We start from the raw sequence: 26,326 nt of genomic DNA, 5'->3' as shown, positions 1-26,326 counted from the left end.
AGTGAGAGGTCATGTGTATTGACGACCACGACGCCAAAAAATTAAGTCACTGTTGCAAATATAACAGCGCGTAAGGAAAGCACGAGGCAAGCGAACGATCGATCTCTTTTCATACGATTAGGATACCGTATCAATTGAATCAGCTATGCGCCACGCAAACTCCGACCTGTGCGATCGCCGCATCGCGCTGTGCCGAACTCGCACGCGTCGCGCCGGTGAGATAGGTCGTGACAAGGATGGGCGCGCGCCCGGCGGGCCAGACAATCGCCACATCGTTCGCCGTGCCGCGCTCGCCCGTGCCGGTCTTGTCGCCCACGCGCCAGTCCTTCGGCAAGCCCGCGCGCAAACGCGCGTCGCCCGTCTTGTTGGCAATCATCCATGCGATGAGCTGCTCGCGCGAAGCCGCAGAAAGACGCTCGCCGAGCAGCAGTTCGCGCAGGTTCGCGACCATGGCGGCAGGCGTGGTCGTATCGCGCGGGTCGCCGGGTATTGCTTCGTTGAGCGTGGTCTCATTGCGGTCGAGGCGCGTGACCGGGTCGCCAAGGCTGCGCGCAAAGGCCGTAATCGCGGGCGGCCCGCCAATGCTCTCCAGCAACAGGTTCGCCGCCGTGTTGTCGCTGCGCGTGAGCGCCGCTTCGCACAGCTCGGCGACCGTCATGCCCTCGCCGCCCGCGCGCGGGCCGCTCACCGGCGAATACGACACGACTTGCGCATGCGAATACGCGACCTTGCGCGCGAGATCTTCCTTGCCATGATCCTTGCGCGTCAACACGGCCGACGCGAGCAAAACCTTGAACGTGCTGCACATCGGAAAGCGCTCGTGCAGCCGCCAGCCGCGCACGTGGCCACTCGCCGTGTCGAGCATCGCGACGCCGAGCCGCCCGCCCACCTGCGCCTCGATGGCGGCGAGCTGCTTTTCCAGCGCGCCCGCTTGGGCGGGCTTCGCCGCGCTCGCACCTGTCGCGCCGAACGCCTGAGATGCAACACCAGCTATCGCTCCGCCTACTACCGTCATCGTGAATCTACGTCGTGTGATCATGGCTTCTCCCTAAAGAGCCGCCACTATCGCGTGTTCTCCGTGAGGTGACAAACGATGATAAATTGCGCCACGCCCCAGAAAAACTTATGGCTCGATCATGCGACCGAATCTGCCCCTCAATGCCTTGCGCGCCTTCGAATCGTCGGCGCGGCACCTGAGCTTCACGCGCGCGGCGAGCGAGCTGAACGTCACCCAGGCGGCCGTGAGTCAGCAAGTCCGCATGCTCGAGGAGCGGCTGGGCGCGACGCTCTTCAAGCGCCTGCCGCGCGGTCTTGCGATCACCGACGAAGGTCTCGCGCTGCGCCCCGTGCTCACGGATGCGTTCGATCGCATCGAAGCCGTGTTGCGGCAGTTCGAGGGCGGCCACTTTCACGAGGTGCTGACCGTGGGCGCCGTGGGGACGTTCGCGGTGGGATGGCTGATGCCGCGCCTGAAGTCGTTTCACGACGCGCATCCGTTCGTCGAGCTGCGCATCATGACGAACAACAATCTCGTCGATCTCGCGGGCGAAGGGCTCGACTTCGCCATTCGGTTCGGCGACGGCACGTGGCCGGGTTCGCGCGCCGTGAAGCTGTTCGACGCGCCGCTCGCCGCGCTCTGCACGCCCGATATCGCGCAACGCCTGCAGCGGCCCGCCGATCTCGCCAACGAAAAACTGCTGCGCTCGTATCGCGCCGACGACTGGACACTCTGGTTCGAAGCCGCCGGACTCGCGCCGCGCCCGGTGCGCGGACCCGTGTTCGATTCGTCGCGGCTCATGGTGGAAGCGGCCATGCAGGGCGCGGGCATCGCGCTCGCGCCTGTTTCGATGTTCGAGCGCGATCTCGCGGCAGGCAGGCTCGTGCGGCCCTTCGATATCGAGGTGCACGCGGGCAGCTACTGGCTCACGTCGCAGAAGGGGAAAACGGCGACGCCCGCCATGCGCGCGTTCAATCAATGGATCGCGAAGGAAGCGGGTAGCGGCGAGAACGCGTGAGCGTTGTGCTACACGCTGGCTTGCAGGAGCCGCGCGTGAAGCGCGTCGATTTCCGACTCCGCGAAAACCTCGATGCCGTGCTGGCGCAGCAACGCGGTCGTCACGCCTGCGCCCGCAAGTTTGCGGCCCGTGAAGCTGCCGTCGTAGATAACGCGGCTGCCGCAGGAGGGACTGCCGTCCACGAGCAATGCGAAGCGGCAGTCGTGCGCGAGCGCGAGTTCTAGCGTCACGTGTGCGCCATCTACGAACTGCGCAGTAACGTCCTCGCCGCGCACGTCGATCACTTGCGCGTGTCCAGCCAGCACCGCAGTTCCCAACGCGCCATGCGCGATCTCCGCAGGCGGCCTTGGCACGCCGAACCCGCCTGCCACTTCAGGGCAAACGGGAACGAGGCACCCCTCGCGCTGCCACTGTTCGATCAGTGCGTGCGCAACGGTTTTTGCCGAGCCGTTGTAGCGAACGGGGCTGCCGAGCAGACAAGCGCTAACGAGTATTCGGTGGAGCATGCGAGATACGTTCGGATTGCACGAATCCTTCGCATTCTACGCGCCGAAATCGTGAAGCATCACATTGCCATCGCGAGGCGCGTGGCCTGATCGATGGCGCGCAGCGCGTCGAGTTCGGCGGCAACATCGGCGCCGCCTATCACCTTCGGTGTTGCGCCGCGCGCGACGAGTTCATCGTAGAGCGTGCGATTCGAATGCTGGCCCGCACATAGCACGACATGATCGACGGCCAGCACCTGCGGCTTGCCGTCGACGCGGTAGTGCAGGCCTTCGTCGTCGATCGCGTCGTACATCACGCCCGAGGTCATCATCACGTTCGCCTTGCGCAGGCGTGCCTTCAAGATCCATCCCGTCGATTTGCCGAGCCCCTTGCCAAGCGGCTCCGCCTTACGCTGGAACATATGGACGCTGCGGCGCGGCGCGCCATGCGCGTCGACGCGCGTGACGCCGCCTCCGCGCGTATTGGCGAGATCGACGCCCCATGCACGGAAAAATGCGCCACGGTCCAGCGATTCCTGCGCGTCGCCCAACAGATACTCGGCCACGTCGAAGCCTATGCCGCCCGCGCCGATGATCGCGACGCGCGCGCCCACTTCGACCTTGCCCGTGAGCACGTCGATATACGACACCGCCTTCGGATGATCGACGCCGACGAGATCGGGCACGCGCGGCGTGACGCCCGTGGCGATGACGATCTCGTCGAAGGCCTCGCTCGCGAGCTGGTCGGCCGTCGCCGCCAGCCCGAGCCGGACCGTCACGCCAAGCCGCTTTAAGCGCACGTCGAAATAGCGCAGCATCTCGTGAAACTCGGCTTTGCCGGGCACGACCTTTGCCAGATTCAACTGACCGCCCAGCCGCGCATGGGCCTCGAACAACGTCACCCGATGGCCGCGTTCAGCCGCGTTGGTCGCGAACGCCATGCCGGCGGGTCCGCCGCCCACCACCGCAATGCGTTTGGGCTGCGTGGCCTTGGCCGCCGCGAATTCGATCTCGCGCCCGGCCCGCGGATTGACGAGGCATGTCGCCGTACGGTCCGTGAAGATGCGGTCGAGGCACGCCTGATTGCAGCCGATGCAGGTGTTGATTTCGTCGGCCATGCCAAGCCGCGTTTTCTTCGCAAAGTCCGGGTCGGCAAGCAGCGGGCGCGCCATCGAAACGAGATCGGCCACGCCGGAGGCAATCAGTTCTTCAGCAACCTCGGGCATGTTGATGCGGTTCGACGCCATCACGGGAATCGATACCGCCTCTTTGACGTTGCGAATCGCGTCGCGCCAGGCCGCGCGCGGTACGCACGCCGCAATGGTCGGCACTGCCGATTCGTGCCAGCCCACGCCCGTGTTGATGAGATCCGCACCGGCCGCTTCGATCTCCTGCGCGAACGCCGCGATTTCGGCGCCGCTCATGCCGCCTTCCACGAGGTCGATGGAAGAGATGCGGTAGATCAGCATGGACTCGCGGCCCATTTCCGCGCGCACGGCACGCACGATATCGAGCGCAAAGCGGATGCGGCCTGCGAAGCTGCCGCCGAATTCGTCGTCGCGCCCGTTGGTGACGGCCGCCGTGAACTCGTTGATCAGATAGCCTTCCGAGCCCATGATCTCCACGCCGTCGTAGCCGGCCTGAACCGCCAGCGCCGCCGTGCGGGCAAAATCGGCGATCGTGGCGCGCACCTCCTGCGTACTGAGCGCGCGCGGTGCGTACGGGTTGATCCTTGCCTTGGCCGCCGTGGGCCCCACGCATTCGGGCACTTTCGCATAGCGGCCCGCGTGCAGGATCTGCAGCACAATCTTTCCCCCGGCCTCATGAACCGCGCGAGTCACGACACGATGCTCTCCTAGCTGTTCGGCGCGATTGAAGAGCGGGCCGCCCGCCTCCATCACGCCCTCGGGGTTCGGCGCGAACCCGCCGCTCAGGATCAGGCCGACCTCCCCGGCTGCGCGCGCCGCATAGAACGCGGCGAGGCGCTCGTGCGGGCGGTCGAGTGTTTCGAGCCGCGTGTGCATCGCGCCCATCACCATGCGGTTGGGGAGCAGCGTTGCGCCAACGCGAAGCGGGGTCAAAAGCCGGTCGTAGTTCGCCATGGGGGTTGTCTCTTGATATTCTCGTGCGTCGTTCCCACACTCTAGGCGAGCCCCTTAATTACGTCAACATCATGATATATATTGAGGGTACGAGGAGGGGTATTGCCCAAATGGACGGCGTGTCCCCTTCCCTTCACTATTTTCGTATCAGGTATTTGTCTCATTGCCTGCGCACCCGCGCGGGTACCGAAAGGCGCCCATGACCCAGAACGACCCTTCGTACGACCAGTCCGTCTCGTCCATTCACAACCGTTTGTTCTTTCGGCTGTTCCAGGCGGGCAACACGCTAGACCGGCAAACGACCAAGGCGCTCGGCATCACGACCGTGCAGTGGTCGGTGCTGGGCGCGCTGTCGCGCCCACAAGTAGCGCAGGGCATGTCGTTTTCCGAGCTGGCCGACTACCTCGTGGTGAGCCGCCAGAGTCTCGACGGCGTGCTCAAGCGTCTGGAGCGCGACGAGCACGTGCTGCGCGTAGCCGACACCGTGGACCGGCGCGCGAAAAAAGTCGTGCTCACCGAACAAGGCAAAGTGTTCTGGGAGAGCCTGCAGCCGAAGATCTACGAGTTCTATCGGCAGGCGCTTGCGAGCTTTCGCTTCGACGACAAGGTTTCGCTCGTGCATTTCCTGAATCAGCTGAACAAAGGCATGGACGAGATCGATCTGGGCGCACAGGCGCAGCGCGAGCCGGAGTGAATGCCCCCTCTCGCTTTCATATCGTGCAATGCGCGCCCGGTGTGTGCAAATGACGCAGTCCCGGATGCGGGCCGGCAATTGCACATGGAAGGACACCTTCTCTTATCGTGAAAGACGTCACGTAAGCCATTGAACGGCAAGGCAATTGCAGCGCAACAATGCGGCAGGGAAGTCGTCTTTCACTGCGATAGACTGAAACGAACGACGCTTCTTATTCGCTTGTTATTCAATGGAGACTCATCATGGACGTGTATATCGAACCGTTGCCGAGGGGCCAATGGGGGCCAATCGATGGCTACGCCCTGGAATTCGCGGACGGCAGCAAGTTCGCCGACAACATCTTCCGCTCGGAGCATCTCGCGATCAGCGAGATCGTCCTGCGGGGCTACAAGCCGCTGCTGGCCAAGGTCCGCATTACGGACAAGCAAGCCAACGCACATTGGCAGCGCCCCGAGAGTTCGCGCTGACGCGCGCAACACGATTGACGCCTCATGCCGCCTCCTGCATGATCGTCCTCATGAACGCGCACCTGCTCACCACGACGACTACCACGACCGCTTCCGGCGGGTCGTGAGTTCGGTGCGCGCACATTAGATTTCGTATCGATCACAAGGCCCCGCCAGCAATGGACGGGGCCTTGTCGTTTCTCCGTGCGTTGCGGGCACAACCACCGGAGAGCCACCATGCCCAGCCTCGCTCGCGCCCTTCTCGTCATCGATATGCAAGAAGGCCTGTTCAACGGCCCCAATGCACCGTTCGAGGGGCAGCGCGTACTCGCCAATATCGAGCAGTTGATCGCGAAAGCCCGCAAGGCTCGCGCGCCGGTCTTCGCCGCACGCCACGTCGGGCCGCCGGGTTCGCCCATCGAGCCGGGCAGTCCGCTCACGCGCTTGCTGCCGGCGCTCGCCATCGACCCGGATATCGACAGCGTGTTCGAGAAGCGCCGCCCCAATTGCTTCACCGGCACCGATCTCGCGCAGCGGCTCGCGCACGCCAACGTGGGCGAGCTCGTCATCGCGGGAATGCAGACCGAGTATTGCGTGGATTCGACCTGCCGCGCCGCGGGCGACCTGGGCTTCAAGGCGCTGCTCGTCGCGGACGCTCACACGACCATGGATACGCCCGTGCTCGGCGCCGCGTCGATTATCGAGCACCATAACCGCACCTTGAGCGGGCCGTTCGTCAAGCTCGTTCGCACCGTAGATTGTGCGTTTGAGTGAGCTACGGCGCTCGCGCCGGTGTTCGATCGCATCCGCAGCCCAAGATGCGAGTGCGATCGAATGCCTTGTCGTGGCTTCGATTAGCAGTCCGTTGTTTAGAATCCCTCGAGCACGAGCTTGCCGCGCGAACGGTTCGTCTCCACGAGTTCGTGCGCCCGGCGCAGGTTCGCCGCGTTGATGGTCCCAAAGCTCTCGTTGAGCGTCGTGCGCAACACGCCTTCGTCGATGAGCGAGGCCATACGGTTCAGCAGTTGGTGCTGGCGAATCTGGTCTTTCGTGCCGAACATCGAGCGCGTGAACATGAACTCCCAGTGCAGCGCCACGCACTTCCTCTTGAGCTTGCGGAAGTCGACCAGCTCGGGGTCGTCGATCAGCGCGAGATGCCCCTGCGGATTGATCGAGGCGACGATCTCGTCGAAGTGATGATCGGTCTGGTTCAGGCTCGCGATATAGTCCACGCCTTCCATGCCGATGCGCTTGAGCTCCTGCGAAAGCGGCTTCGTATGGTCGATGACATGATGCGCGCCCAGCTCGCTCACCCACTTCGACGTTTCGGGCCGCGAAGCCGTGCCGATGACGGTAAGGCCCGTGAGCTTGCGCGCCAGCTGCACGAGCACCGAGCCCACGCCGCCCGCCGCGCCGATCACGAGCAGCGATTCACCGGACGGCGCCGTGCCCTCGGGCACTTTGAGGCGATCGAACAGCAGTTCCCACGCCGTAATGGAGGTGAGCGGCAACGCGGCCGCCTCGGCGAAATTCAGGCTTTGCGGCATGCTGCCCACAATGCGCTCGTCCACCACGTGCAGTTCGCTGTTGGTGCCGGGGCGCAGCAGCGAGCCCGCGTACCACACGCGATCGCCCGGCTTGAAGAGCGTCACGTCGCGGCCCACGGCGCGCACAATGCCGCTCGCGTCCCAGCCGATCACTTTCGCCTCGCCGTTTTCGGGCGCCATATTCGCGCGCACCTTCACATCGACCGGGTTGACCGACACCGCGTGCACTTCGACGAGCAGATCGCGCGGGCCCGGCTGCGGATCGGGCAGTTCGAGATCGACCAACGATTCGGGGTCGCTGATGGGGAGATTGCGGTAGTAACCAATCGCTTTCATCGTGAATACCTCCAGACAGTCAAATTGCAGGAAACCGGCTCGGTTGCGCGAGCGGCTCGAAGTGATACAGATCCGGGTCCGCCGAGAAGTATGGCCACAGCGCGTGCAGGAAGGTCCGGAAATCGCCGTGCATCATGAACGCGCTCTGTGCGTCGAGGCTGTCCCATTCCACTTCCAGCACGTAGCAGCCTTCGTCTTCGCACTGCGGACCCAGGCGATGACCGCGATAACCCGGCTTGCTCGTAAGCAACGGGCAGACGCGCAGCCAGGCCGCCTCGAAATGCGAAATCTTGTCGGCTCTCAGGTAAAAGCGGCCTATCGCGACGATCATCGAGGCCTCCGTGCCGTTCGTGTTGGTACGAATAATCGGCCAGCGCGACCCGCGCGCCTAGCGGCAAACGGCGAATTCAGCTTCAAAGCTGTTTTGAAAATCGCGAGCGGGATCGAGCGGCGCGAGCGGCGGAAAGGCCGGAGCCAGCGGGCCAGGTATCAGGCCCGTAGCGGGCTGACTGCGCAATGACACGTCAGGCAAGAAACGCGGCAATACGATCGCGCAGCACGTCTCGCAATGCGTTGACGGTTGGTGAGAGCATCGTGCGGTGGGCGCACACGAGATGCAGCGGCGCGCCTTCGCCTTGATACGCGTCGAGCGCGGTTTCGAGGCGGCCCGCCTTGATATCGGCGAGCACGTCCAGACGCGATTTGTACGCAAGGCCATGCCCCGCCACGGCCCAGCGGCGCACGAGTTCGCCGTCGTCGCTGCTGCGGTTGCCGTGCACGGCCACGACGCTGGCGTCGTCGCCGCGATAGAAGGTCCAGCGGTCGTGCAGCGTGTCGCTCAGCGCGAAGCGCAGACAGTTGTGGCGCGAGAGATCGGCTGGCGTGGCGGGTTTGCCGTGACGCACGAAATAGCCGGGCGCGGCGCACAGCACGCGCCGGTTTTCGGGCGCGAGCGGCAGCGCGACGAGTGAGGAATCTTCGGGCACGCCGTAGCGAACCGCCACGGCCACTGGCGAACGGAACATGTCGGTCACGCTGTCGCCAATGTGCACCTGGAACGACACCGCCGGATGCTGCGTCTGGAAGTCGTCGAGCCAGGGCGCGAGCACGTTGCGCCCGAGATCGGAAGGAATCGACAGCGAAACGCTGCCGCCGATCATCTTGCGCCCATGCGCTACGGCGTTCTGGCCGGCCTCCACCTGCTCCATGACACCGCGCGCGTAGTCCAGGTAGCGCTCGCCGTCCGGCGTGAGGCGCAGGCTGCGCGTGGAGCGTGCGAGCAGGCGCGTGCCGAGTTCGGTTTCGAGGCGCTTGAGGCCCGCGCTCGCCACGGCGGGCGTGAGATCGAGCTGACGCGCGGCGGCCGAGAGGCTGCCGTTGTCCGCCGCACTGATAAAAATGACGAGGTCTTCCAGTCTGATCATGTTCCGTCGCGTCTCGTTGGGCTGCGCTCGCCCCGCAAGCCAGCGCGGCAGTCATGGAGTATGCGAACTGTACAGGAAGCCGCCGCGCGCGGGCCTCGTGCGCGGATCAGCGAAATGGGCAGCAGTTCTATACTTCCCAGTTGGAAACGCAGGTCGTTCATACAGGAGTACGAGGCAATGCTGAACTATCCCGCCGCCTACCAGTCGACCAAGGGCTCCGCGCTCGACGTGAACAAGCCCTTTTACCGCCGCATCGCTGAAGAACAAGGTCAGCGCGAGCTGATCGAATCCATTGTCGTGCCGATACGCTCGGGCGAGGCCTGGAGCGTCCACGCCGGGCACGTGTTTCGCATCGTGACGATCGAAGGCCCGCAAGTGGCCGACCTCAATCTATGGAACCGGCACGATCCGCGCGAACGCATGTGGGCTTCGCGCACGCGCCAACTCCAGCAGGCGCACGTGAGCACCTTCGACCGCCTGTGGTCCACGCTGCCCTTCCTGCGCCCGCTCGTCACCATCACGGACGACAGCCTCGCAGGCTGCGGTGTGGACGAGCACGGCGGGCGCGTTCACGACCTGCTCGGCACGCGCTGCGACCCCTACGTGAACCGCATGCTGACTGGCGAAGACTTCCATTTCCATTGCCACTCGAATCTCACGCGCGCCATCGCGCCGTATGGCCTCACGGAATACGACGTGCACGATGTGCTCAACGTGTTCCAGTGCACGGGCCTGAATCTGGAGGACAAATACTTCATGAAGGCCTGCCCGGCGAAGAAGGGCGACTACCTCGAGTTTTTCGCCGAGATCGACCTGTTGTGCGCGCTTTCGACCTGCCCCGGCGGCGACCTTTCGCTGCCGATGTGGGGACCGGACGCACGCGACCCGCTGGAAGTCTGCCGGCCGCTCGGCATCGAGATCTATCGGCTCGCGCCCGCGCTACTGGAAGGCTGGTCTTCGCCGCCTGTTGCCGAATATCGCGGCCTGCACGGCATGGCTTTGCAGCAGCCCGACTGGAAGTGCGGTTGCTGAGTCGCCCGAGCGAGCGCAGCCGGTGCGGCTCCTCGCGCCAGACAAAAAACCATCGCGCAAAAGCCGTCGGGCCATGCGCCCACCCAAGTGTTCGCATGGCCCGACGGTGTACAGCGGTTGCGCCTTACTGCTGCTTCTCGACCTTCTTCGGCTTCGGCGGCGTTTCGACCTTCGCGTACTGGAACGCGGGCGTGGCCTTCAGCGCATCCTTGGTTGCGCCGGGCAGATAGAGATTGCCCTGGCGCACGTCGAGCGACGCGATGGGCACGGCCACGTCGTGCGAACCGACGCCGAGGAAGCCGCCCGCCGCAACGATGGCCGCGGAAACCGAGCCGTCCGGTGCGACGATCAGGTCGCGCACGGTGCCGATCTTCACGTTGTCGTCGTTATAAACGGGCTTGCCGAGCACGCTCTTCTTCACGCTCCAGCCTTCGAGCAGTGCCTGCGACTGCTCGACCGACACGCTCAAGGGCTGCGCGCCCGCGATCTGGGCATTCGCGCTGGCACTGGCCACCACGGCGCCGAATACGGCTACGGCCAACATCGTCTTGCGGAAAAGCATCTTGTTTCGCTCCTGTATTCCGGTTATTTCGCCGCGCAGGTCGTTGCGAGTCACTGCGAGACTGCGGGCGGAGTGTCATGGTAGCCGGTATGGCGAGGCGCTGCGCTCAAGCTGTTTGCGCGAGAGCAACTAAAGGGGCGCCTGACGCAAAAACGCCGCCAGCGCTTCGGAAGCCTCGGCGAAGCGCTGCTCGAGAAAGTCGAGCAGCGTGCGTACGCGCGGCGCCATATAGGGCGTGCGCTGAAAGAGCGCGTTCACAGGCACGTCCGGGCTGCGCCACTCCGGCAAGAGCAGTTTGAGCCGCCCGGCCTGCAAATCGGCGCCTATGTCCCAGATCGACTTCATCACCACACCGCGCCCTTCGATCGCCCACTCGCGCGCCAGCGCGCCGTCGTTGGTCTGGCGCGAGCGCTCGAGCGGCGCCGAAAAAAGCGCGGTTTCTTCGCCGCGCGTGAAGCGCCAGTGGTTCGCCACACCCGCCGTCGAGGCAAGCAGGATGAAGTCGTGCTCGTGCAACTCGTCGGGGTGGCTCGGCGCACCATGGGCGGCAAGATAGTCGGGCGACGCGCACAGCGCGCGGCGATTGTCGGCCATGCGCCTCGCGACCATCCCACTATCGGCGGGCACGCCAAAGCGAATCGCGAGATCGATATCGTCTTGAAGCAGGTGCGAGAGCGAATCGGAGAGCACGAGCGTGAGCGTGACCTGTGGATGCCGCTCGTTGAATTCGTCGAGCCAATGGCGCAGCACGGCGCGCCCGAAGTCGGACGTGGCCGACACGCGCAGCGCGCCGCTCACCGACGTGCGCCCGGCTTGCAGCGCGGCGCGCGCGTCGTCGAGCGTTTGCAGCGCGTGCTGGCAATGCGCGAGATACATGCGGCCTTCGTCGGTCAGGCGCAGCTTGCGTGTGGAGCGCTCGAACAACTGCGTGTGGAGCACGCCTTCCAGCTTCACGAGCCTCGCACTCGCTGCGGCGGGCGAGAGCCCAAGCTTTCTGCCGGCAGCCGACAGGCTGCCAAGACTGGCCGCTTCGACGAAAAGGCGAATGTCTCCGAGATTGTCCATGGCCGCGCATTGCGATGAAGGTGACAGCGATGGTAGCGCGATACGCCTGCGCGGCCCGCGAAGCGTGCGGACCGCCACTGGCATGCACAGTGCGCGCTTATTTGGCGACTACGCCCAGTTGCTGCAGGAACGTGAGGTTGTCTTCGAGGTGCCAGTTGTCGGTGATCTTGCCGTCGCGGATGCGGTAGATGTCCGTGGCAATGAAATCCACCGGCTGGCCCTTGCCCTGCACGCCGTTGAAGGTACCCGTGAAATGGCCCGTGAAGTGCAGATGGGTTACCACGCGGTCGCCCGTCACGATCATCTGCTCGACGTCGGCATGCACGTCGGGCACCGCGCCGTGGAACACCTTCGATGCCGCGAGCGGCCCGGCCACGCCTTGCGGGCGGCCGGCGGGCAGCGTGCGGTCCGTGAAGTCGGCGGCCAGCGCTTCGCGGGCCTGGGCTTCGTCGCCCGTGCTCCAGAACGTGTCGTAGAGGCGCGCGGCGCGAATCTGCTGTTGTGCCTGATGCTTCGGCAGGCTCTTGTCGACGATGAGTTGTTGCGGCTGCACCAGGCTGTCGTTCGTCGCCGCTGCGGCCGGCAACGCGATACCGAGCAAAGCGGTGGCGGCGGACAGCGTGGCGACAGAGGCGCGGAAGACAGCAGAGAAAGCGGTTTGCGTGTTCATGTGAGACTCCTTGAATGCGTGATGGTCAAATTCACTGAATCGGTTTGAAACAATGTAATTCGTACTGCGTATCATGCGCGGGAGCACAACCAGAATGGGAAACCGCATGGTTGTCTCCAGAAAGCGGTGGAACCGCTGTGGAAGTGCAACCATTTTGCTTAATATCGTGCCGTTTGATAATGTGTCCCGTTCTTGAATGATTTTCAAGCTGGACAGAAAAATCGACTGAAAGGCGACGCTTGTTTGCTAACGATTGTTTTCAGTGAGTCGAGGCCGGCGCGCTGCTATCGGCAGACGTCTAAGTTAATCTGGCCGTGATGGCCGACCCCCACGCTCAGGGGCGGTACGACCGCACGACGAACGATCTGTTCGAACTCACGGGCCGCAAGCCCATGAGCATGTATGACTTCGTCAAGCTGCACATTGCTGATTTCACGCGCAGCGCGACAAGCTGATCGAGGCCGGAGGACGATTCCATGTCAAATACCGCTCCCCAATCCCCAACGCGCCGGCACTTTGTCGGCGTGTCCGCGGCGGCGCTTGCGGCGGGCTCGCTGAGCCGGCTCGCCTTCGCGGACACAAGCCCCGGAATCGGCACGACCGCCGAACCCGCGAACGGCGACAAGGCGGCGATCCGGCCCTTCCGCGTTCACGTGCCCGAGTCGCATCTCGTCGACATGCGGCGGCGCATCAAGGCCACGCGCTGGCCCGATCGCGAGACGGTGCCCGACGAATCACAGGGCATTCAACTCGCCACCATTCAGGGTCTCGCGCAGTACTGGGCGACCGTCTACGACTGGCGCAAATGCGAAGCGCGGCTCAATTCGTATCCGCAGTTCATCACCGAAATCGACGGACTCGATATCCATTTCATCCACGTGCGCTCGAAGCACGACAACGCGATGCCGTTGATCGTGACCCACGGCTGGCCCGGCTCGATCATCGAGCAGTTCAAGATCATCGACCCGCTCGTCAATCCGACTGCGTACGGCGCACCGGCGTCGGACGCCTTTCATCTCGTGATTCCCTCGTTGCCCGGTTACGGCTTTTCTGCGAGACCGACCACAACCGGCTGGGGACCGGAGCGCACCGCGCGCGCGTGGGTCACATTGATGAAGCGCCTCGGCTACGAGCGTTTTGCATCACAGGGCGGCGATCTCGGCGGGATTGTCACGAACATCATGGCCAAACAGGCGCCGCCCGAATTGATGGGTATTCACGTGAACTTCCCGGCCACCGTTCCTGCGGACATTCTGAAGTCGCTGGCGGCCGGCGAGCCGATGCCTGCCGGTTTATCGGCAGAGGAGCAGCACGCGTATGACCAGTTGAGCGCCAACTTCAAGAAGAAGCGCGGCTACGCTTTCGAAATGGCCACGCGCCCACAGACGCTGTACGGACTCGCCGACTCGCCCGTCGCGCTCGCTTCCTGGCTGCTCGACCACGGCGACGGCTACGGCCAGCCCGCGGCGGCGTTGAGCGCGGCCGTACTCGGTCATCCCGTCAACGGTCATTCAGCAGGCGCGTTGACGCGAGACGACATACTCGACGACTTCACGCTTTACTGGCTGACGAACACCGGCATCTCGGCCGCGCGCTTCTATTGGGAGTCGCACGCGAACTTCTTCCTCGCGGCGGACGTCGATGTGCCGGCTGCTGTGAGCGCGTTTCCGGGCGAGAACTACCAGGCGCCGAAGAGCTGGACTGAAAAGGCCTATCACAACCTGATTTATTTCAACAAACCCGAAACTGGCGGTCACTTCGCGGCGTGGGAAGAACCGATGATCTTCGCGAACGAAGTGCGCACGGGGCTAAGGCCTTTGCGCGCCTGAAGCTGACGCTGAAAATCGCGGACGCTTTCCGAAGTAAGTGTTGGCAGAATCTGTCACAGCGCTTACGAATTTTTTCGATACTCATCCACAGGCAATCTATACTCAATAGCGCTTCCTCCTCGGCTAGCAGCCAACTCATCCGGTTCGAACAGTCCACAGCGACGTCGCCGATCCTCCTTATTGAGGATTCCGGATGAATGCGATCGCACGGGCCAATACGGCAGCGTTGGTTGAGTTTCATATCACCTCACTACAAGTCCGTCCGGAGCACCGGGGCGTTACCGTTGCGCGCCCAATGTGAAAACGCTTCAATCGACGTGCGAGGCACTCATGTCTGGCTATGCGTTGGATAACTCCTGGGAGCATGCGAATCGTCGTCTGGCGCTGCTCGAGCATATGCTCGACCCGATGACCCAGCGTCGTATCAAGATGCTCGGCGTCGGTCAGGGGGCGCGTTGCCTTGAGGTGGCGGCCGGAAGCGGCTCGATCGCGAAGTGGCTGTGCGAGCAGGTCGGGCAAACCGGCAGCGTCATGGCAACCGATATCAACACAACCTTGCTCGACGAGATCCGTCTTCCGAATCTTGAAGTTCAGCACCATGACATTGTCAAGTCTGAGCTTCCAGACTCCGCATTCGATTTTGTCCACGCGCGATGGATACTCCACCACCTGCGCGAACCCGAGCGCGCGATTCGCCGCATGGTCGATGCACTTCGCCCGTCCGGGTGGCTGTTACTGGAGGAGGTCGACTTTTTCCCGGTACATGCGTCATCGTCCGCCGTGTTCCGTGAATTCATGGTGGCACTCGTCAACACAGTTGTGAAAGCGTCGGGTCGAGACTGCTTCTGGGCTCGCATTCTTCCGGAGACCGTGGCGGGCATGGGACTGGAGCAGGTGGGTGGCGAGGGAGAGTTTCCCGTGATCCGGGGCGGTTCGCCCGCCGCGGAATTCTTCGAGCTGACTGCCGTGCAGATGCGTGAACAACTGCTCGCGACATCTGCACTGCCTCTGCCTCGGCTCGAGCAGGCGCTGCAGCTCCTGAAATCACCTGATTTATGGGCCTTCGGCGGCGGCAATATTGCCGTATGGGGACAGCGAAGCGCTGCATGAGCCCTTCGAGTTGCAAACGCTAGCGGTGGCCTTCGACACGTTCTTGCTGCAGATTGATACGAGCACCTCCGGCGGCACATTCTGGTAGACCGCCAGCGGACGCTGCGCGATACCGCCGAGCGCGTCCTCCGACATGGCAATTGCGTCGCCTCGCAGCGCCCCGGGCTGTTTTTTCAGCTCGCGCGGCCCGCAGTAGTGGACACCGAAGCGGCTGACCACATGTCCGAAAATGGCGAGCTTCACGGGCAATCGAAATGTACGATGTCCTCATGGCTACCATCATCGACATCCCCGAAAGCGACGCCTGTTATCTGGCACTGAAGGCGCACGACGCGCGCTTCGATGGCTCCTTTTTCGCGGCCGTCACCAGCACCGGCATTTATTGCCGTCCGGTGTGTCGCGTAAAAATGCCTCGTCGCGAGAACCTCCGCTTTTACCACCACGCGGCAGAGGCCGAGGCTGCGGGTTTCAGGCCGTGTTTGCGCTGTCGCCCCGAGTTGGCGCCGCGCGCCGCATCGTGGAGCACGGAAGATGCCTCACGCATTCTGGCCCTGCAAGCTGCGCGATTGATGGACGAGCCCGATGCTTGGAGACACATCGCCGCCAGGGAGTCAGCTGTGGAGCAATCCGGCGGCTTGATGACCCAGATTGCGCAGAGGCTGGGCGTTAGCGATCGCCATTTGCGCCGCATTTTTGAGTCACATTTCGGTGTCTCGCCTCTCCAGTATCTGCAAACGCGGCGGCTACTGGCGGCCAAGCAACTGATCGCCGACACGCAGCTACCGATGGCCCAGGTGGCGTTGTCCAGCGGCTTTGCCAGCGTACGGCGCTTCAACGACGCCTTCTCGCGTCACTATGGCCTGAACCCCAGCGCCCTGCGTCGCGCCAGGTCAGCGCCGGATAGTCAGGGCGTGAGTGTCCGATTGGGCTGGCGCCCGCCCTATGACGTGCAGGCGATGCTCGGTTTTTTGCGCCTGCGTGCGTTGCCCGGCGTGGAGCAGGTGAGGGATCGGGAATTCACGCGCACGCTGCGCCTCATGCAAGGCGCGCAGGGCCGCACCGGCTGGTTGCGGGTACGCTTCGACGAGGATCGCGCCCAAGCCGTGCTGACGGCCAGCGATTCGCTGGCTGCCGCGCTGCCGACGCTGATCAACCGCGTGCGCGCCGCGCTCGATCTGGATGCCGATCCAATCGCCATCCACGCCGCCCTGCACACCGCGTTCCCATCGAGCGATGGCGTGCGCGTGCCGGGCACACTGGATGGCTTCGAACTGGCTGTGCGTGCCGTGCTCGGTCAGCAGATCACAGTGGCCGCCGCTCGTACGCTGGGCGCACGCCTGGTTGCGGCCTTTGGCGAGCCCATCGGGACGCCCGTCGCGGGCCTGGATCGTCTTTTTCCCACCCCTGCCGCTCTGGCCGCCGCCAGCGGTGACGCGCTGGGCCAACTGGGCGTCACGCGCCAGCGTCAGGCCGCGCTGCATGCTCTGGCTCACGCCGTGCTGGAAGGCCGCATCGCCCTGCATCCCGGCGTGGACGTCGCGACAACCTGTGCTGATTTGCGCGCCCTGCCTGGCATCGGCGACTGGACGGCGCAGTACATCGCTCTGCGCGCTCTGCGCTGGCCCGACGCCTTTCCTGCCGGTGACGTAGCGCTGCAAAAAGCCCTGGGCGTGAGCAACGCCCGCGCCGCCGCACAAGCTGCGGAAAGATGGCGGCCCTGGCGCGGCTACTCGGTGCTGCGGGTGTGGCATGCCATGGAGCACAGCACATCAACATGAAGACTACCCTTATCGACACGCCTCTCGGTCGTGTGTACCTGCCCACCGCCGCAAGCGGTCGATTCGCGTGATGAATACACTCACACCCACCCCGAACCCAATACATGCCCAGAGCGATCTATTCGGAGGCGGCGACACCCACTTCTCAATAGACACATCCTTCGGAACGGCAAGGCGTTTCGCTCTCGACGCTCATTCCTGGGTTGAAATCGTGCCCGGCTGGATTTCGGGAGCTTCCCTGCTCTACGAGCAGATGCGCAACGGCGTTCCCTGGCTCGAACACGATCGGCGAATGTTCAACAAGGTATTTCGCGAGCCGCGCATGACGGCGGTTTATCAAAATCTTGGCGACGTGCCGCAGCAAGGCCTGCTGCAGGCCGTTCGTGCGCTCTCAAGTCACTACGGCGTGGCTTACGACGGCTTGTGGATGAACCTCTATCGCAATGGACAGGACAGCACCGGTTGGCACCGCGACCATCGCTCATGCAGAAAATTGGAGTGCATCGTCCCCGTCCTGACGCTCGGAACGACCCGACGGTTCCTGGTCAAGCCGATAAAAGGCGGTAGCTCCATGACCTTTAAACCCGCCTCCGGCGACCTGGTAGTGATGGGGGGACGATCCCAACAGGACTGGGTGCATTGTGTGCCCAAGGAACCGGGCATCGTGGAGGCACGTATCAGCGTGAACTTCATGAGTTCGGCGCAAGGCGTGCGGGATCGCCAATGAGCGTTGTGTGATTCGCGCGCGCTTTCATTGCGCTCAATATGCTCGGCTGCGCGACCGGACCTGTTGCCACCTGTTGCCTATGCGCGGATCATCCCGTCGCGGTTCAGAAGACCCATCGCTTCGAGATGATGGAAACCTGGAAGCAGCCGTTGACCGCTTCCGTGTAGCACAGACCGCTTCGGGTCGATCAGTCTCTGTCACTTCGCTCAGGAACGCGTCCAAAGACACATATTCCACCTTCTTTCACACGCTGATTCCTGCCATGAGCACTACAGTTTAGTTGTTGTGGGCAATTCAGCACGTCGGACCCGCCATCGCCTGATCGCCGTCCCAAGGTGTGAACGCCATGAAGAACTTCCTCAGCGCGCTACTACTCGCCACTGCGCCGTTCGTCGCGTGTGCCGAAACGCCATTCCTCTATTCACGTAGCGCAATCGTGTACGACGTCGGACGCGGCGAAGTCCTGCTGGAAAAGAACGCCGACGACGCCCAGCCGATCGCGTCACTCACCAAGCTGATGACGGCGATGGTCGTGCTGGACGGCGCGCAGCCGCTGGGGGACGCGGTGTCCGTTGACGATGGCGACATCGATCGGCTCAAGCGCTCGGGGTCCCGCATCCCGATTGGTGCGTCGCTCGAACGCGGAGAGATGCTGCGCCTTGCACTCATGTCATCCGAGAACCGTGCGGCGTCCGCGCTGTCGCGAGCGTTCCCGGGCGGCCAGCCTGCGTTCATACGGAGGATGAACGAAAAGGCGCGCGCGCTCCATATGGCCGATACGCACTTCAATGATCCAACCGGGCTCTCGCCGGACAATCTCTCGACGGCACGCGACGTCGTGAAGCTGGCGCAAGCCGCCGCGCACTATCCATTGATCGGCGAGTACACCACGCTTCCCCGCTATGAAGAGAAGATCGGTACGAGAACGAGGTTCTATCACAACACCGACCCGATAGTCAGCGCAGCCGATTGGGACATTCTGGTTGCCAAAACCGGCTATATCCGCGAGGCCGGACGCTGCATCGTCGTCGATGCGAACATGCCGAATGGCCAGGTGGTGATTGCGCTGCTCGGCTCGCCAACGTCGTGGGGGCGCTACACCGATCTCACGACGATACGCCGATGGCTGGACGGAGACGAAACGCCGGTCGTCAAGCCGCCCTATTACGCTAGCACCCGGCTGCGTCATCACCATTCGGTGCTGGCGCATTCTCATCGCGTCAGGGTGCAGTTCGCATCGTACCGGACAGGTTCGACCGCCAACGCGCACCGCCAGACCGTCACGCACGACGCCAGCAAGCGAAAGCACCATACTCCTGCTGCCGCCTGATCTACGTCTCGTTGAGGCCTCGCGCCGATCGTCCCGGTCGTGCGGCGTGGCACTTGACGCGATGGCCGCAGCGCCTCCGAGACCCGGATGATCAGCCTCCTGCTTCCGGCCTCGGCCACCAAGAGACATTCAACGAGCTTCTCACGCCGACATTAGAACGGCCGGTCCGCCCCAGACACCGGACTTGTGGTCAAGATCATGTCGATTTGCGCCCGCCTTGCTCGACGGCCACGAGCCTGGACACGGCACGCATGACGTCCCCGCGGGTCATTGCGGCACCTGCGCAACGGGTTCCGGCGTAGCAGGCTGCGCCGGAGGTGGTCCGCTCGCCGGTACCGGCACGCTCATCTGTTCCGCCTGAACAACCCAACCGCCGCCCATTGCCATGTAGAGATTGACGAGGTTCGTCAGTGTCGCGGCCCGAGTCTGCGTTTGCTGCAGTTCCGCGCTGAACAGATTGCGCTCGGCGTCCAGCACCTCCAGATAGCTCGTATAGCCGCCCTCGTAACGCAGCCGCGCTAGCCGCAGATACTTGCGCAGCGATGCGACCTGCCGGCTCTGAATCACAAACTGTTCGCGTGACTTTTGCACCCCGATCAGCGCGTCGTTGACCTGCTGGAACGCAACCCGAATCGCGTTTTCGTAGGCGAACAGCGCCTCTTGCTGACGCGCCTCGGCCTGCTTGTTCTGCCCGTAGATGTTGCCACCCGTGAAGATCGGCATCACTGCCGATCCGGCAAACGTCCATACCCGCGCAGGTCCGGTGAAGAGGTTGGAGAACTGCGTGCTCACCGAGCCGAACAGCCCCGTGAGCGAGATTTGCGGGAAATACAGCGCGCGCGCCGCACCGATCAGCGCATTCTGCGCGACCAGATTCTGCTCGGCCTGCAGCAGGTCGGGCCGGCGTTCGAGCAGGTCCGACGGCAAGCCCTCAGGCACGGCGGGCGTCGAGAGATCCACGAGCGTGCGGCCGCGCAGGATCGGCTCCGGATTGCTGCCAAGCAGTACCGAGAGCGCGTCTTCCTGCTGCCCGATCTGCTGCTCGAGTTGCGGAATGGTCGCCGCCGTCGCCTCGTAGTCGGACTGGCTCTGGGCAAGCTCCATATCCGAGGTCTGCCCGAACTGCTGACGCAACGTGAATACGTGCACGGAATCGGCCCGGCTCGCAGTTGTGCTCTGTGCGATCTCGAGCTGCATGTCGAGGCTGCGCAGCGTGATATAGGACGTCGCGACCGATGCGACGAGCGTCAGGATCGTCGCGCGGCGGCTCTGTTCGGCCGCGTTCACGTTGGCGCGCGCCGCCTCGGTTTCGCGCCGCACCTGGCCGAACAGGTCGATGGTCCAGAAGGCCGACACGCTCGGCTGGAACTCGTTGAATACTGGCGAAACGCCCGCCGGTATCGGCGTCGGCCCGTCCTGCGAAGCGCGCTCTCGCGCCGCGCTGAAACCGACGCTCGCCTGCGGGAAGAGTGCCGAGCGCGTGCTCACGAACTGGCCCATGAACTCGTCGACTCGCGCGGCCGCCTGCTTCACGTTGAGGTTGTTTTCCAGCGCGGTCTTCACGAGGTCGTTCAGCACCGGATCTTCGAACTGTTCCCACCACGTGGTGTTGACGACGTCGGCCACGTCCGGGTACGCAAACCGGTACGTTGCCGGCACGTCCACTTTCGGCCGTTCGTAGTTGGGGCCGAGCAGACAGCCGTTCAGCAAGCCGATGAGCAGGACTGGCGCGGCAAAGCGCACGAAGGCTGCGGCGCGCATGTCAGTCGTCCTCATGCCGCGCGGACGGCGTGACGGTCGGTGAGCCGGAGCCACCGGACGCGGGCGGTGGCGTTCCGCCGCCAGGCACGGGTGTGTCCTTGCCGCCGCCCTTGCGCGAGCCGAGCGACTCGATGCCCCAGTAGAACATCGGAATGAAGAACACGGCGATCGCGGTCGCACCCAACATCCCGCCGATCACGCCAGTGCCGATCGAATGGCGGCTGTTTTGCGAGGCGCCCAGCGCAATGGCGAGCGGCACACACCCGAGGATGAACGCCAGCGAAGTCATCACGATCGGCCGCAGGCGCTCTTCCGCGGCGGTCAGCGCAGCGTCGTACGGCGACTTGCCTTGCTCGCGGTTCAAGACCGCAAACTCGAAGATCAGGATCGCGTTCTTCGCGGCGAGCGCAATCAGCATGGTCAGCCCGATCTGGAAGTACACGTCGTTGTTCAGGCCGCGCAGCAGGATCGCGAGCAGCGCGCCAAAAAGGGCAAACGGCACCGCCATGAGCACGCCGACCGGCAGCGACCACTTCTCGTATTGCGCGGCGAGAATCAGGAACACCATGATGATCCCGAACACGAACACGAGCCCGCCTGTCGAGCCCGACTTGATCTCCTCGAACGCCTCGCCGCTCCACCCAACGGCGTAACCCGGCGGCATCTGCGCGGCGAGTTCCTTCAAGGTCTCGATCACCTGGCCAGAGCTGTAACCGGGCGCCGCGTTCGCCGTGATCTTCACCGCCGGGAAGTTGTTGAAGCGCGTGATCAGGTCGGGACCCGTGACGTACTTGTAGGTCATCACCGCCTTGATCGGCACCATATTGTTCGAGCGGCTGCGTACGTAGATCTGGTCGAGGTCGGCGGGCGTGAGACGGTAGCGCGGATCGGCCTGGACGATCACCTGCCAGAGCCGCGCGTCCTTGTTGAACTGCGACACGTAAAGCGAGCCGAACATCGTCTGCATCGCGCTGTACACCTCTTCGACCGGCACGCCGAGCGTCTCCGCCTGGTCGCGATCGACGTTCACGAGCAACTGCTGCGAACTCGCGTTGAACGTCGTGGTCACGCCGGTCAGTTCGGGGCGCGCCTTCGCCTTCGCAATGAAGTCCTGCACGACACCCGCGAGCTGCTGAATAGAGCCCTCTCCGTGGCTTTCGATCCACATCTCGCTGCCGCCCGTCGTACCGAGGCCTGGAATCGACGGTGGATTCACCGGCACGACGATGCCCTCCTGAATCTTCGAGAGCGTCTCGTAAGCCTTGATCAGCACGGCGCGCGCGTTTTGCTCCCTGATGTTCGAAAACTTGTATCGCTCGTCGAAACCCCTCAGGCCGACGAAGAACGTGCCCGCGTTATTCTTGTTCTGACTATCGAGCAAGCTGTAGCCGTTCACGATCGTGATGCTGCTGACCGCGGCCTGCTTCATGAAATAGTCGGTGACCTTGTCGCCCACGTCCGCGGTACGGTCGAGGCTCGCCGCGTCGGGCATGATGATCGCGCCGAGCAGATAGCCCTGGTCCTCGGGCGGCAGAAAGGCGCCCGGGATCGACTTGCCCATCAGGACCGCGAGCGCGATCACGACGCCGAAAACGATGAGCCCCAACACGTAACGCCGGATGATGAACTGCACGGCGCGCCCGTAGCCGGCCGTCATCCGCTCGAACTGATGGTCGAACCACTTGAAGAAGCCTTTTTTCTCATGATGCGTGGGCTTGAGCAGAATGGCGGCAAGCGCCGGGGACAGCGTGAGCGCAACGATACCCGAGAACACCACCGAAATCGCGATCGTAATAGCGAACTGTTTGTACAACTGCCCCGTGATCCCGCCGAGGAACGCAACCGGCACGAACACGGCGCACATGACGAGCACGATCGCGATGACCGGGCCCGACACCTCGTCCATCGCTCGCTTGGCCGCGTCTTTCGGACTGAGCTTGAAAACGGTCATGTTGCGTTCGACGTTTTCGATCACGACGATCGCATCGTCCACGACGATGCCGATGGCGAGCACCATGCCGAACAACGTCAGCATGTTGATCGAAAAGCCCAGTGCCGCCATGCCCATTGCGGTGCCGACGATCGACACCGGTACGGCCAGCACCGGAATGAGCGTCGCGCGCAGGCTCTGCAGGAACACGAACACGACGATCACCACCAGAACAAGCGCCTCGAAGAACGTGTGGATCACGTCGGCGATCGACGCACGCGTGAATTCCGTCGTGTCCATCGCGACCTGATAGTCGAGCCCCTCCGGAAATGCCGTCTTGAGGTCCGCGAGCGTCTCGCGTACCTGCTTCGAGACGTCGAGTGCGTTCGCACCCGGCTGCTGGTAAACCGCGATGATCGTCGCAGGCTTGCCCTGGTACGTGGTGCGGTTCGAATAGCTCTTCTGGCCCAGCTCGGCCCGGCCGATGTCTTTCAGGCGGACGATCGCCGCGCCGGTGCTCGCTGCGCGGATGATGACGTTGTCGAACTCGGCGGGCGTGGCGAGCCGCCCGGTGGTCGTCACCGCGAATGACTGCTCGACCGGGTTGCCGGTTGGCGCCTGGCCGACGGTGCCGACCGCGAATTGCTGGTTCTGGGCGCGCACGGCATTCTGCACGTCCCCGGCGGTGATCCCGAGTTGCGCCATGCGATCGGGCTTCAGCCAGATCCGCATCGCGTAATCTGGAGTGCCAAATATTGACGACTGGTTTGCACCGGGAATGCGCTTGATCGTGTCGAGCACGTAGACGTTCGCGTAGTTCGCAATATAGGTCGGATCGAAACGCTCGTCCGGCGAATAGATTGCGATCACCATCATGAAGGCGTTCGACTTCTTCTGGACCTGCACGCCCTGCGACTGCACCTGCTGCGGCAACTGAGGGAGCGCGAGGTTCACGCGGTTCTGCACGTCGACCTGGGCCAACTCCGGATTGGTGCCGATCCCGAAGAAGACATTGAGCGTGTAGTTGCCGGTCGACGACCCGGACGAATACATGTAGATCATGTTGTCCGCGCCGTTGACCTGTTGCTCGACCGGCGCTGCGACGTTGTTCGCCACGACGTCCGCGCTGGCGCCCGGGTAGGTCGCGGAGACGGTGATCTGCGGCGGTGTGACGTCCGGATACTGCGCGATGGGCAGCGAGAACAACGTCAATGCACCACCGAGCGTGATCACGATCGAGATGACGGACGCGAAGATGGGCCGCTCAATGCAGAAGTGCGAGATGTTCATCGAGTCGCCCCTTACTGCGACGCGCCGCTGGTTGCCGCAGGCGCTATCGCGCGCGCGCCTGCGCTCACCTGCGGCGCCGACGCACCGCCCTTCTCGACGATCGTTTTTCCGCCGCTCTGCGTCGAGGGGAGCGTTCCGGCAATCTTGAGCGGCACCTCGGGCACGACGCGAATTGCACCATCCACCACAATGCGCTCACCAGCCTTCAGCCCATCGTTGATGAACCAGTTGTCGCCGTTCCAGTCACCGACTTCGACCACGCGCTGACGGGCCTTCGACTGATTGTCGACGACCCACACGAAGTGGCTCTTCGCGCCCTGCAGCACTGCCCGTTGCGGCACGAGAATTGCGTTCGGCCGCACGGCGCCCGACACGCGCGCACGCACGAACTGACCCGGCCGCAATGTACCCTTCGGGTTCGCTAGCGAGGCGCGCACGAGGAAAGTGCCCGTGTCGGTGCTGAACGCCGGATTCGCAAAGCTGATAGTGCCGTGCTGCGGAAATTCCGTGCCATCGGCGAGTTCCACTGCCACGACGAACTCACTGTGGGGCGGAAAAAGCAGCTTGCCTGCCGAAATCTGGTCCTGAAATTTGAGCATTTCGTTTTCGGAAATGCTGAAGTTCACCCAGATCGGATCGAGCTGATAGACGAAGGTGAGGAGACCCGATGAATTCGCGATCAGATAGCTGCCATCTTGCTGCCTTGCATAGCTCGCGAGGCCATCCAGAGGCGACTTGATCGTCGTGTAGCCGAGATTGAGTTCCGCCGTCTCCACCTGCCCTTGCGCTGAGATCACCGCGGCTCGCGCCTGCTTCTCGTTGCCGATTGCGTCGTCGAGATCCTTCTGGCTCAATGCCTGCTGCGCCGCAAGCGGCTTGACCCGCGCGAGATTCTGCTGCGCGACCGTGAGCCGCGCCTCCTGCTGCGCAAGTTCGCCCCGCGCCGTCTGCAGCGAGGCCTGAAACGGCTTCGGGTCCATCAGAAACAAAACCTGACCGGCCCTCACCTTATCGCCTTCGGTGTACATCCGCCGGTCGAGAAAGCCGTCCACACGCGCACGAATCTCGACTTCACGCGAACTCTGTGTTTGCGCGGTGAACTCGAGGTCGACAGGGGTGTCTTGAGCCACGACCGTCATCACCGTGACTTCAGGCGCACCGAGCGCCGGAGGCCCGGATGCCTTCTTGCAACCAGCGAGGAGAATCAGCGCAACAGCGACGAGGACCAGTGGGAAGCGGTTTCGGCGTGCCGAAACCTGAGGTAACGGTCGATGCCCGAGAAAGAACGGTCCACTCATGAATGGCCTCCCGCAATGCGCCGGACCCGCGCATCGCCTCGGTGCGCGCGCGCCATGGTCACTTCTTCGTTGCCCGCATACTGTTCGCGATCCGAATCAATAAGGATTCTTCCGGACCACTCGAAGAGGCGCCGGCCGGGATAATACGGGCCCGGCAGACCCGCCGTTCCGGCACACAATGCCCACACCGGGTGTCACACCCGCGATGAATCCCGCCCCAATCATTTACGCAAAGACCAGAATGCCTTTTATGCGCTGGCGGAATTCTTGCTCATGTGGCGTGCTCGAAAGAGCCGCCGGCGTCGCCCATGGTTCGTCGCCGCATGGTCTGGGCGCCCGTCCTCGACAAGTCTGCTAGCCGTCCAGGGCAAAAACAATGAGACTTTGGTCTGATAGCCCGCTTCGCACACCTCGGCCATTCGCGGCGAGGACGCTGTGCCGAACGCGCACACAATCGAAAGCTTCGGACGCAAGCGCGTCCAGTAGCGCATCGCCGCGCAGGTGGTACGTGGGTGGATATCTGTTGTCGGCAAATTCAGCGAGAGTGAGCGCACCGGGCGTCACGCACTTCAATGCCGGATCTGCTGGACGCCATCGCCGGTATGTGCTGCACATTGACAGCGCTGGTCGAGTTCGCCTCGGAGTGAGGCATCGTTGAGCAGGCGGTCAGCCTGCTCAACGCCGTACCTGTGCCGCAGTGGCTCTTCAATCGCTCGCCAGTCGGCGTATCGACCAGAGTCGGCCAACTCGCGCGCATAGCGCAGCATGTAGTCTTTCACACCCATAGCGGAATTTTTGTTCCTCATCGGCCGCTCCAGGTTTGTTGAGGACAAAGGCAGAAATACGCGCGATGCGTGAGGTGTGAAGTTGAAGTGATTCGCCGCTGCCGATGGGT

General features: G+C 63.4%; 25 protein-coding genes. 11 read left to right on the top strand and 14 right to left on the bottom strand.

Features of this window, described 5'->3' with window-relative positions:
• Nucleotides 1-139: 139 nt before the first annotated feature.
• A complete protein-coding gene (bla, locus tag U5A58_RS04280; RefSeq protein ID WP_415774170.1) occupies nt 140-1,015 on the bottom strand; it encodes a class A beta-lactamase in 876 nt (291 codons plus the stop codon).
• Nucleotides 1,016-1,136: 121 nt separating this feature from the next.
• Between bla and U5A58_RS04275 the strand changes: the two genes are divergently transcribed.
• The gene (locus tag U5A58_RS04275) at nt 1,137-2,015 is read left to right on the top strand and encodes a LysR family transcriptional regulator (RefSeq protein WP_321908338.1); all 879 of its coding nucleotides are present in this window, start codon (nt 1,137-1,139) and stop codon (nt 2,013-2,015) included.
• Nucleotides 2,016-2,023: 8 nt separating this feature from the next.
• Here U5A58_RS04275 and U5A58_RS04270 read toward each other — a convergent pair whose 3' ends face one another.
• Nucleotides 2,024-2,521, bottom strand: a complete 498-nt coding sequence (locus tag U5A58_RS04270; RefSeq protein WP_321960425.1) for a DUF523 domain-containing protein — start codon at nt 2,519-2,521, stop codon at nt 2,024-2,026.
• A gap of 59 nt (nt 2,522-2,580) precedes the next feature.
• The gene (locus U5A58_RS04265; RefSeq protein WP_321960424.1) at nt 2,581-4,602 is read right to left on the bottom strand and encodes an NADPH-dependent 2,4-dienoyl-CoA reductase; all 2,022 of its coding nucleotides are present in this window, start codon (nt 4,600-4,602) and stop codon (nt 2,581-2,583) included.
• Between the two features lie 199 nt (nt 4,603-4,801).
• Here U5A58_RS04265 and U5A58_RS04260 point away from each other — a divergent pair, with 199 nt between their 5' ends.
• The 3 genes from U5A58_RS04260 to U5A58_RS04250 all read left to right on the top strand — a co-directional run bounded on the left by U5A58_RS04260 (nt 4,802) and on the right by U5A58_RS04250 (nt 6,516).
• Complete coding sequence (locus U5A58_RS04260; RefSeq protein WP_321908332.1) at nt 4,802-5,296, top strand: MarR family transcriptional regulator; 495 nt, start codon at nt 4,802-4,804, stop codon at nt 5,294-5,296.
• Nucleotides 5,297-5,538: 242 nt separating this feature from the next.
• The gene (locus U5A58_RS04255; RefSeq protein ID WP_321908330.1) at nt 5,539-5,763 is read left to right on the top strand and encodes a hypothetical protein; all 225 of its coding nucleotides are present in this window, start codon (nt 5,539-5,541) and stop codon (nt 5,761-5,763) included.
• 216 nt (nt 5,764-5,979) lie between these two features.
• Complete coding sequence (locus tag U5A58_RS04250) at nt 5,980-6,516, top strand: cysteine hydrolase family protein (protein ID WP_321960423.1); 537 nt, start codon at nt 5,980-5,982, stop codon at nt 6,514-6,516.
• A 95-nt stretch (nt 6,517-6,611) separates the two neighbouring features.
• Here the strand turns inward: U5A58_RS04250 and U5A58_RS04245 are convergent, their stop codons facing one another.
• From U5A58_RS04245 to U5A58_RS04235, 3 genes are all read right to left on the bottom strand, one after another.
• Nucleotides 6,612-7,625 (bottom strand): zinc-binding alcohol dehydrogenase family protein, encoded by a 1,014-nt coding sequence (locus U5A58_RS04245; RefSeq protein WP_321960422.1) that lies wholly within the window; start codon nt 7,623-7,625, stop codon nt 6,612-6,614.
• Nucleotides 7,626-7,644: 19 nt separating this feature from the next.
• A complete protein-coding gene (locus tag U5A58_RS04240; RefSeq protein ID WP_321908324.1) occupies nt 7,645-7,956 on the bottom strand; it encodes an antibiotic biosynthesis monooxygenase in 312 nt (103 codons plus the stop codon).
• Between the two features lie 193 nt (nt 7,957-8,149).
• The gene (locus U5A58_RS04235; protein WP_321960421.1) at nt 8,150-9,049 is read right to left on the bottom strand and encodes a LysR family transcriptional regulator; all 900 of its coding nucleotides are present in this window, start codon (nt 9,047-9,049) and stop codon (nt 8,150-8,152) included.
• Nucleotides 9,050-9,226: 177 nt separating this feature from the next.
• On the opposite strand from U5A58_RS04235, the gene U5A58_RS04230 reads away from it, so the two are divergent.
• The gene (locus tag U5A58_RS04230) at nt 9,227-10,081 is read left to right on the top strand and encodes an urea carboxylase-associated family protein (protein WP_321960420.1); all 855 of its coding nucleotides are present in this window, start codon (nt 9,227-9,229) and stop codon (nt 10,079-10,081) included.
• Nucleotides 10,082-10,205: 124 nt separating this feature from the next.
• Here U5A58_RS04230 and U5A58_RS04225 read toward each other — a convergent pair whose 3' ends face one another.
• The 3 genes from U5A58_RS04225 to U5A58_RS04215 form a co-directional block, all read right to left on the bottom strand.
• Nucleotides 10,206-10,643: a PRC-barrel domain-containing protein gene (locus tag U5A58_RS04225; protein ID WP_321960419.1), complete on the bottom strand. Its 438-nt coding sequence runs from the start codon at nt 10,641-10,643 to the stop codon at nt 10,206-10,208.
• Between the two features lie 129 nt (nt 10,644-10,772).
• Complete coding sequence (locus U5A58_RS04220) at nt 10,773-11,708, bottom strand: LysR family transcriptional regulator (RefSeq protein ID WP_321960418.1); 936 nt, start codon at nt 11,706-11,708, stop codon at nt 10,773-10,775.
• A gap of 97 nt (nt 11,709-11,805) precedes the next feature.
• On the bottom strand, nt 11,806-12,378 hold the full coding sequence (locus U5A58_RS04215) for an ester cyclase (protein ID WP_321908316.1): 573 nt from the start codon (nt 12,376-12,378) through the stop codon (nt 11,806-11,808).
• A 317-nt stretch (nt 12,379-12,695) separates the two neighbouring features.
• Here U5A58_RS04215 and U5A58_RS04210 point away from each other — a divergent pair, with 317 nt between their 5' ends.
• The 3 genes from U5A58_RS04210 to U5A58_RS04200 all read left to right on the top strand — a co-directional run bounded on the left by U5A58_RS04210 (nt 12,696) and on the right by U5A58_RS04200 (nt 15,317).
• Complete coding sequence (locus tag U5A58_RS04210; RefSeq protein WP_321960417.1) at nt 12,696-12,833, top strand: hypothetical protein; 138 nt, start codon at nt 12,696-12,698, stop codon at nt 12,831-12,833.
• Nucleotides 12,834-12,854: 21 nt separating this feature from the next.
• On the top strand, nt 12,855-14,207 hold the full coding sequence (locus tag U5A58_RS04205; RefSeq protein WP_321960416.1) for an alpha/beta fold hydrolase: 1,353 nt from the start codon (nt 12,855-12,857) through the stop codon (nt 14,205-14,207).
• A 330-nt stretch (nt 14,208-14,537) separates the two neighbouring features.
• Nucleotides 14,538-15,317, top strand: coding sequence for a class I SAM-dependent methyltransferase (locus U5A58_RS04200; protein ID WP_321934601.1), 780 nt, complete (start codon nt 14,538-14,540; stop codon nt 15,315-15,317).
• Here the strand turns inward: U5A58_RS04200 and U5A58_RS04195 are convergent.
• Complete coding sequence (locus U5A58_RS04195; protein ID WP_321960415.1) at nt 15,261-15,560, bottom strand: hypothetical protein; 300 nt, start codon at nt 15,558-15,560, stop codon at nt 15,261-15,263. The genes U5A58_RS04200 and U5A58_RS04195 overlap by 57 nt on opposite strands.
• A 26-nt stretch (nt 15,561-15,586) precedes the next feature.
• On the opposite strand from U5A58_RS04195, the gene U5A58_RS04190 reads away from it, so the two are divergent.
• From U5A58_RS04190 to U5A58_RS04180, 3 genes are all read left to right on the top strand, one after another.
• Nucleotides 15,587-17,095 (top strand): AlkA N-terminal domain-containing protein, encoded by a 1,509-nt coding sequence (locus U5A58_RS04190; RefSeq protein ID WP_321960414.1) that lies wholly within the window; start codon nt 15,587-15,589, stop codon nt 17,093-17,095.
• A 70-nt stretch (nt 17,096-17,165) separates the two neighbouring features.
• Nucleotides 17,166-17,822, top strand: coding sequence for an alpha-ketoglutarate-dependent dioxygenase AlkB (locus U5A58_RS04185; protein WP_321960413.1), 657 nt, complete (start codon nt 17,166-17,168; stop codon nt 17,820-17,822).
• 346 nt (nt 17,823-18,168) lie between these two features.
• Nucleotides 18,169-19,152, top strand: coding sequence for a D-alanyl-D-alanine carboxypeptidase family protein (locus U5A58_RS04180; protein ID WP_321960412.1), 984 nt, complete (start codon nt 18,169-18,171; stop codon nt 19,150-19,152).
• A 267-nt stretch (nt 19,153-19,419) separates the two neighbouring features.
• Here the strand turns inward: U5A58_RS04180 and U5A58_RS04175 are convergent, their stop codons facing one another.
• The 4 genes from U5A58_RS04175 to U5A58_RS04160 form a co-directional block, all read right to left on the bottom strand.
• Nucleotides 19,420-20,913 carry an efflux transporter outer membrane subunit gene (locus U5A58_RS04175; RefSeq protein ID WP_321960411.1) on the bottom strand — a complete coding sequence of 498 codons (1,494 nt, stop codon included), beginning with the start codon at nt 20,911-20,913 and terminating at the stop codon, nt 19,420-19,422.
• A 1-nt stretch (nt 20,914) separates the two neighbouring features.
• Entirely contained in the window at nt 20,915-24,133 is a 3,219-nt protein-coding gene (locus U5A58_RS04170) for a multidrug efflux RND transporter permease subunit (RefSeq protein WP_321960410.1), read from the bottom strand.
• Between the two features lie 11 nt (nt 24,134-24,144).
• The gene (locus tag U5A58_RS04165; protein WP_321960409.1) at nt 24,145-25,431 is read right to left on the bottom strand and encodes an efflux RND transporter periplasmic adaptor subunit; all 1,287 of its coding nucleotides are present in this window, start codon (nt 25,429-25,431) and stop codon (nt 24,145-24,147) included.
• A 569-nt stretch (nt 25,432-26,000) separates the two neighbouring features.
• Nucleotides 26,001-26,237 carry a hypothetical protein gene (locus U5A58_RS04160; RefSeq protein ID WP_321908219.1) on the bottom strand — a complete coding sequence of 79 codons (237 nt, stop codon included), beginning with the start codon at nt 26,235-26,237 and terminating at the stop codon, nt 26,001-26,003.
• Nucleotides 26,238-26,326 lie beyond the last annotated feature (89 nt).

This window comes from Paraburkholderia sp. J7, from assembly GCF_905220155.1.
In the GTDB taxonomy this organism is placed as follows: domain Bacteria; phylum Pseudomonadota; class Gammaproteobacteria; order Burkholderiales; family Burkholderiaceae; genus Paraburkholderia.
Note: the sequence above shows the minus strand (reverse complement) of the source record. Positions and strands in the feature narration are given on the sequence as shown.